At 76.8% G+C, this 6,444-nt stretch carries 7 protein-coding genes; 2 read left to right on the top strand and 5 right to left on the bottom strand.

What is annotated here, in order from left to right:
- The coding region (locus EF903_RS26745; RefSeq protein WP_185902835.1) for an RNA repair domain-containing protein at nucleotides 1-1,184 on the bottom strand (1,184 nt) is incomplete at its 3' end.
- Nucleotides 1,171-2,985 (bottom strand): RNA ligase family protein, encoded by a 1,815-nt coding sequence (locus EF903_RS26740; protein ID WP_125547389.1) that lies wholly within the window; start codon nucleotides 2,983-2,985, stop codon nucleotides 1,171-1,173. The genes EF903_RS26740 and EF903_RS26745, both read right to left, overlap by 14 nt.
- Nucleotides 2,986-3,151: 166 nt before the next feature.
- Here EF903_RS26740 and EF903_RS26735 point away from each other — a divergent pair, with 166 nt between their 5' ends.
- Entirely contained in the window at nucleotides 3,152-3,526 is a 375-nt protein-coding gene (locus tag EF903_RS26735; protein ID WP_125547387.1) for an iron chaperone, read from the top strand.
- Nucleotides 3,527-3,529: 3 nt separating this feature from the next.
- Here EF903_RS26735 and EF903_RS34820 read toward each other — a convergent pair whose 3' ends face one another.
- The 3 genes from EF903_RS34820 to EF903_RS26720 form a co-directional block, all read right to left on the bottom strand.
- Nucleotides 3,530-3,739: a hypothetical protein gene (locus EF903_RS34820; protein ID WP_221888779.1), complete on the bottom strand. Its 210-nt coding sequence runs from the start codon at nucleotides 3,737-3,739 to the stop codon at nucleotides 3,530-3,532.
- A gap of 64 nt (nucleotides 3,740-3,803) precedes the next feature.
- Nucleotides 3,804-4,238 (bottom strand): hypothetical protein, encoded by a 435-nt coding sequence (locus tag EF903_RS26725; protein WP_125547385.1) that lies wholly within the window; start codon nucleotides 4,236-4,238, stop codon nucleotides 3,804-3,806.
- Nucleotides 4,239-4,411: 173 nt separating this feature from the next.
- Nucleotides 4,412-5,635 carry a DUF418 domain-containing protein gene (locus tag EF903_RS26720; RefSeq protein ID WP_125547383.1) on the bottom strand — a complete coding sequence of 408 codons (1,224 nt, stop codon included), beginning with the start codon at nucleotides 5,633-5,635 and terminating at the stop codon, nucleotides 4,412-4,414.
- A gap of 249 nt (nucleotides 5,636-5,884) precedes the next feature.
- On the opposite strand from EF903_RS26720, the gene EF903_RS26715 reads away from it, so the two are divergent.
- Nucleotides 5,885-6,409 carry an SRPBCC family protein gene (locus EF903_RS26715; protein WP_185902834.1) on the top strand — a complete coding sequence of 175 codons (525 nt, stop codon included), beginning with the start codon at nucleotides 5,885-5,887 and terminating at the stop codon, nucleotides 6,407-6,409.
- Nucleotides 6,410-6,444: the final 35 nt, after the last annotated feature.

The following is a 6,444-nucleotide window of genomic DNA, read 5'->3' as shown; positions in this document are numbered from 1 at the left end:
ACCCCGCCCCCGCCACCGCCACCGAGCCGGACCCCGAGCTCGACGTCGGCCTCGACCCCGTAGTGGTCGGAGGGGAACAGCCCTCCCTCCGACGGAACATCACCCCGCAGGGCGGCCCGCCGCACCCGAGCCGCGTCCGAGCGCAGCAGGACGCGGTCGAGCCGGGCGGCGCGCCCGGTCAGGGAGCCGACGGCCGCCAGCGGGTTGGTGCTCGGGTCGAACGTGGGGGTGTCGTCCGACGCCCCGTGCACCTCGCTCCAGGCGTCCCGCATCCCCAGGACCGCCGCGGGCCCCTCCTCCCCGCCCCGCCCGTCGTTGAAGTCCCCGAGCAGCGCCACGTGGGCATCGATCCCGCCGAGTCCCTCGGCGACCCGGACCAGCTCCTCGCCCCGCCGGGCGGCCCCGTCCCGCGTGTGGTCGCTCGTCAGGTGGACGGAGGCCACGACCAGCGGCCCCGCCGCGGTCCGGACCGTCACCGCGGAGACCGCCTTGTGCGGGCCGAGGCGGTGCAGTCCGGCCTCCGCCACGGGCAGCCGGCTCAGCACGAGCAGGCCGAAGCCGGCGACGTCCCGGCCGTCCGGGGCGGCCGACACCGTGTACGCGCGGCGCACCCACGGCTGCTCCAGCAGCATGTCGAGCAGGGCCGGTTCCACTTCCTGGAGCGCGATGACGTCCGCGTCGGCGGCCTCCAGTTCCGCGCAGAGCAGCGGCCTGCGGCGGGCGGTGTCGATGCGCGGCGCGTCGTAGCGGTCCCACAGGGTGTTCCACGTCAGCAGCCGCACCGGAACCGGGGCGCCGGCCACCGCGGCCGGCCGGCGCGCGGAGCCGACCCCGGCCTCCTCGGCGGCCTGCCACGCCCCGCCCGCGGCGCCGGGGCGGTCCGGACCCCACGCGTACGGGGTCCGGGCGGCGAAGGCGGGGGCGCGCAGCAGGCGCGGGTCGCGGACCCGCCCGGCGGTGGTGGAGTCGATCCGGTCCGTGCCGGTCGCGCGGTCCCAGACGAGTTCGCCGTCCGCCTCGACGAAAAGCACCCGGTGCCAGGGGATGTCCCCGCCGGGCACGAACGAGGGCAGCGGGACCCGCTTGGGCGGCGCCCCGCGCTGGTGCAGGCCCATCACGAACCGCGCCGGGTCGAACCGGGGGTCCCACCGGACCTGGTGGTAGAGCTGCTCACTGGTGCGCATCGGCGCGATCCCTCCCCGTACGCAGTGCCGTTCCGTCCTGGGCAACCGGGCCCAGGCCTCCCGCGGTGTCCTCGACGCCGCCGCCGGCCCCGAGGTAGCGGATGCGGTGCCCCTGCCCGTCGGCGGGGTAGGGCGGGCTGAACCGGTGCAGCTGCGAGGCCAGCACCCGCGGCGGCACCGGATGCTCCCGCACACCGTTGCGGCGGACGAGCTCGGCCTCCTCCACCAGGGGCACGACGTGCGTGACGAGCGCGTCGCGCCGCCGGGCGACCGCCGCGGGCAGCTGCCGCTGCCGCCCGGTCAGGGACGTGGCGTCCCAGACCACCGTGCCGCCGGCCGCGAGCGCCGCGTCGAGCCGGTCCAGGCCCTCGCGCAGCACATCGGCGTTGTCCCGCTGGTCGGCGCGGTTGCCGCGGGCGGCCCGCAGGTCGTCCAGGGCGATGTAGGCGTCGACCCCCGGCAGGCTCCGGGCGTACGTGCTCTTGCCGCTGCCCGCGGGCCCGCACAGCTGCACCAGCCGCGGGAAGCGGCCGTCCCGCCACCGCCAGGTCGCGGCCACGGCCTCCTCGGCGGTGGAGATCCGGCCCTGCGCGAACAACCGCAGCGCCTCGGCCCCGCACCGGTCGGCGGCGTCCGGATCCAGCCCCGCAAGGGCGTCCCGCAGCCCGTTCCGCAGCGGGCCCAGCGGGTCGGGTCCGAGCAGCCCCTCCTCCTGCGCGTACAGGGCGGACCACTCCACGCACTCCAGGGCTTCGGCGCGGTCACCGCCGGCACCGGTGGAATCCCCCGCCCCGACGGCCGCGGCAACCGCGTGCAGCACCCCGAGATCGGCGGCCGCGGCCATCCGCACCAGCCCGGCCCGCCGCTCCTCGTCCGGGAACGGCCGCCGCAGGCGCGGATGGAGGCCGACGAGGTCCGCGACCCGCCGCGCAAGCGGCATGCCGACCGGCCCTGCCGCGAGCCGCGCCCCGACCCCGGGCCGGGGCACCCTGTGCAGCAGCCCCGCCAGCACCCCGGCGAGGCGGGCGTCGCCGCCACGGCCGGCCGCGTCGAGCCGCCCCGCGACCTCTGCCACGACGGAGGCCGCCCCCGCACCGCCACCGGCCTCGGCAGCGACGCCGACGGCGGCCGCCAGCGCAACCGGATCCGGCTCCGCACCGGACCGCACCGCCCACAGCGCGGCCCGCGGCCCGAGCCCGTTGGGCACGACGGGGGCGTACATCCAGTGCGCGTCGGTGGTGACGTGTCCGCGCCGCACCCACTTCCCGACGCACCGCCCGAAGTCCTCCCGCGCGAAGCCGGCCGCGGTGCGCACGACGTACCCCTCCTGCCGCGCCGTGTCCAGGCGCAGCCGGCGCAGCGCCCGCTCGTCGAAGACGCCGCGCCACAGCACGCGCGGGACGGGCACACCGAGTCCGTGCAGGAAGCGCACGCTCTCGTCCCAGCCCAGGCAGCGGTCGCCGTCCCACACCGAGAACCCGTAGAACCAGCTGTCCAGGTCCTCGTACGCCAGCGAATGCCGGGCGTACAGGTTCTCGCCGCAGATGCGCCACCCCGCCGGGATGCCGGCGCCGATCCTGCTCTGCAGGCCCTTCACCCAGGCGCGGGAGGGGTGGTGGGCGGAGTCGAGGGAGCGGGCGTGCAGGCCGTCCGCGTACAGGGTGGTGTTCTCCCCGTCGAGCTTCTCGGTGACGACCACCTCCCGCCCGGCGAACCAGTCCGCCCCGGTGGCCCGCACGTCGTCCGCGGTCGCTCCCGGTGACCAGGGGAGGTGCGGCGTCCGGGGATAGTGGGTGCGCATGGAGGGCTCTCAGCTTCGGCGACGGGGGGCCCGGTCACTGTACGTATCGGTGCGCGCGGGCCTCCACTGATTAACCCGACACCCGGCGCCCGCTCCGCGCACCCACCCGGCGGCCCGCGGCCCGCGCCGACGGGCGGAACCGGAAGCGGCCGGGCACACTGCCGCCATGGCCGCAGCGAAGACTGTCGACGACTACCTGGCAGCCCTCCCGGAGGAAGTCCGCCCCGTCCTGCACGAGGTACGCCGCACCCTGCACGCAGCGGTCCCGGGCGCGGGCGAGACGATCTCCTACGGGATCCCGGCCCTCACCTCCGGAGGCCGGGCGGTGGTCTACTTCGCGGGCTGGAAGCACCACATCAGCGTGTACCCGGTGCCGGACACCGCCGGAGACGCGGCGCTGGAGGCCGAGCTGACCCCGTACCGCGCGGGCCGAGGCACCCTGAAGTTCCCCCTGAACCACCCGGTGCCCCTCCCACTCCTGGCCCGGGTCGCGGCCCGGCTGCTGGAGCAGCGAACCGACCGACCGGAAGACGCCGACTGACGCTCACGCCGGACCGGTGCCCCGCTCCCGCAGAGCCGCTTCCAGCCGGGCGATGTCCTCGGCGTCCTTCCCGCGGCGGGGCCGTCCGGGAATCCAGACCGGTGTCATGTGCTTGATCGTGATCTGCGCCCGTACCTCCACTCCGAGGTCCCGCGCGATCTCCATCGTCTCGCCGATCAGGCGGAGCTGCCGAGCACTGCGCTCTTCGTCCATGTACCAGCAGGTTGGGCGGCAACTCCGGCCGCGGCAGCAGGGTTTCCCGCTGCCGCACACCTCGCTAGCCGCAGAGGGCGACGATGGAGGGGGAGACCGTGCCCTTGGCGGCCTCGCACAGGGAGGCCATGTCGTACGGGTGGCGGGACGCCCTGCGTGCGGGAGCCTTCCGGCGCTTGGCCGGGGCCGGCGGTGCGGCGGCGCGCGGCGGTTTCCGAGCCTCGCGCGGTGCGCGGTCGGCCTCACTCCGCTGCCTGCGAGGGGCGGGGGCCGCCGCCGGGGCGGAGGAGACGGCCGGGGCCGGCGGCGACTCGGCAATCGTGCGGCCCCCGGCCGGCAGGGCGCTCAACGGCAGCGCCGCGGAGGCCTCCCGGCCGGCCGCAGGGGCGGGCGGTTCCGACGGCGCTGGTCCTTCCGGCCGTACGGTCACGCAGCCCGTGGCCAGCACCAGGGCGGCGAGGGTCAGCGGCAGGGGCAGCGCGGCCCGGCGTAACACCATGCGCCCAGCGTGCCCTATCTGCCCCGACCCGATCCATGCGCCATCACGCGTACGGGTGGTCCGGAAGCCGACCCCCCGGCGCGTCGGAGCGCGCACCCCCGCACCGCCGGCATTCAGGACACCCGCCGCCCGAACCCCGCGACCCCCGGCCGGAGCCCGGAGCCGCCCCGAACCTAGACCGCGCGCCCCTGGCTCGCCACTCTCAGGACGTGTTCCAGGGGGCCGCGGCGCAGGGGGCTGCCGGCCCATGCACGCTGCCAGCCCCAGGCCGCCGCGGTCGACACCGCGGCGAACACACCGAGCGCGGTCCAGGACGCCGCGCCGTGCGCCGGTCCGGCCAGGACCAGGGCGTGGCCGACGTACGCGCTCAGCGCCATCGCCCCGAGCGCGGCGAGCGGCGCCAGCAGCCGTACGCCCGCCCTGTGCTGCGCGGCGAGCACGAAGAGGCCGATGAGGGCGCAGCCCACACCCGCGTTGCCGAGGGTTTCCAGCGGGGTCTGGCTGTACGGGTCGGCGACGAGCAGCCAGTCCCACGAGGTGCTGGGTATGGCGCCGAACTGCCCGTCCAGCACGGCGCGTACGGGGTCGGCGGCGCCCGCGGCCTCCGGGTGGCGGGCGGCTATCACCGCGAGGAGCCGGTCGCGGCCGCCGAGCAGGTGGGCGCTGAGCCAGGCGCCGCCGTAGCCGGCGGCGGCCGCCGCGGCCCCCCATCCGGCCAGCCGCAGCGCGCTGCGGCGCTCCCTCAGGTCGCACAGCCGGCCGGCGGCGAGCCCGACCAGCACGTACGGGAAGTAGGTGGCCACCGGGTAGGCGCCGGTCAGCAGCAGCTCGCACAACGTCCGGCCCAGCCCTTCCCATGTGGTCAGCCCGGCCGGCTCGGGGACCGCGCCGCGCCCGGACCGCCCGTATCCGAAGACGGGGCCGAGGACGAACGACAGGACGGGCCCGGCGACGACCGACGCCCCCGCGACGGCGGTGAGCACCGGCGTGGACAGCCGGGTGAACGGCTCCGCGACGAGGAAGTACACGGCGAAGAAGGTCAGGATGACGAGGAACCCCGGCCACAGCGCGGCCAGGAGCAGCCCGAGGGAGGCCAGGACCGCGCAGCGGATCAGCAGCGGCCGGTGGCGCCGGAGCGGTCCGCCGGCCGGTGCGGGCGACGGCCGGCTGCCGCGCCCGGCGAGGGCCAGCGAGAACCCGGCGAGGAGCGTGAACAGGGCGGGGGCCCGCCCGTCCGCGGCGACGACCAGGTAGCCGGCGCCGTCGGGCTGCGCTCCGGGGCCGACGTGTACGGCGAACATGCCGAGTACGGCGAGTCCGCGCACGGCGTCGACCCCGGTGAGGCGGCCCGCGCCTGCGCCGCCCGCGCCCGTGCGGGGACGGGTAGCGCCTCGCATGCCTGTGCCTCTCCTTGGTCCGGCCCGCCCGGTCGGGGCCGGTTCCACGTGGTCGGACCGGCGGGTTCGATGCCGCCAGTCCGCGCGCCAGAACGTAGCAGCAGGGATGTAACCAAGTCATAAGGAGGCATCCGACGGCAGTATGGCACCGCGCGGCCGCCCGTCCCGGCCGCCGTGCGGGCCGCCGTCCCGGGTCCCACGGGCGGGCCAATCCGGCCGCCGCGGAGGGCCGTCCCGCAGCATGGGGGCATGACCGACAGCGTGATCACGTACACCGTCTACATCCGGACCGACCCCGCCGTCGTGTGGCAGGCCCTCACCGACCCCGGGTACACCCGCCGGTACTGGGGTCTGGCGTTCGAGACGGACTGGGCGGTGGGGTCGCCGATGGTGTGGGTGGAGCGCGGCGCGCGGACCGAGGACGCCGAGCAGGTCGTCCTGGAGTGCGTCCCCGACCGCCGGCTCGCCTACACCTGGCACACCTTCACACCGGAGTGGGCGGCATCGGCGGGGGTCGGCGAGGAACTGCGGGCCGAGCTGGCCGCCCAGCCGCGGACGCGTGTGGCGTACGAGATCGAGCCGGTCGGGGACGCCCTCGCGCGGCTGACGATCCGCCACGAGGGCTTCGTCCCCGACGGCCCGCTGATCGGGATGTGCGCGCAGGCGTGGCCGATGCTGGCGTCGAGCCTGAAGACGCTGCTGGAGACGGGTGCCCCGCTGCCCGAACCCGAGCAGGAGGCGGAGCCGGGCGGTCGGGCACCGGCCGCCGGCTGACCGCGGGGCCCGTCCGCGCCACGTCTCCCCACGTC

The organism is Streptomyces sp. WAC05292, assembly GCF_003949955.1.
Classification (GTDB): Bacteria; Actinomycetota; Actinomycetes; order Streptomycetales; family Streptomycetaceae; genus Streptomyces; species Streptomyces globosus.
This window is presented reverse-complemented; position numbering and strand designations above follow the sequence as displayed.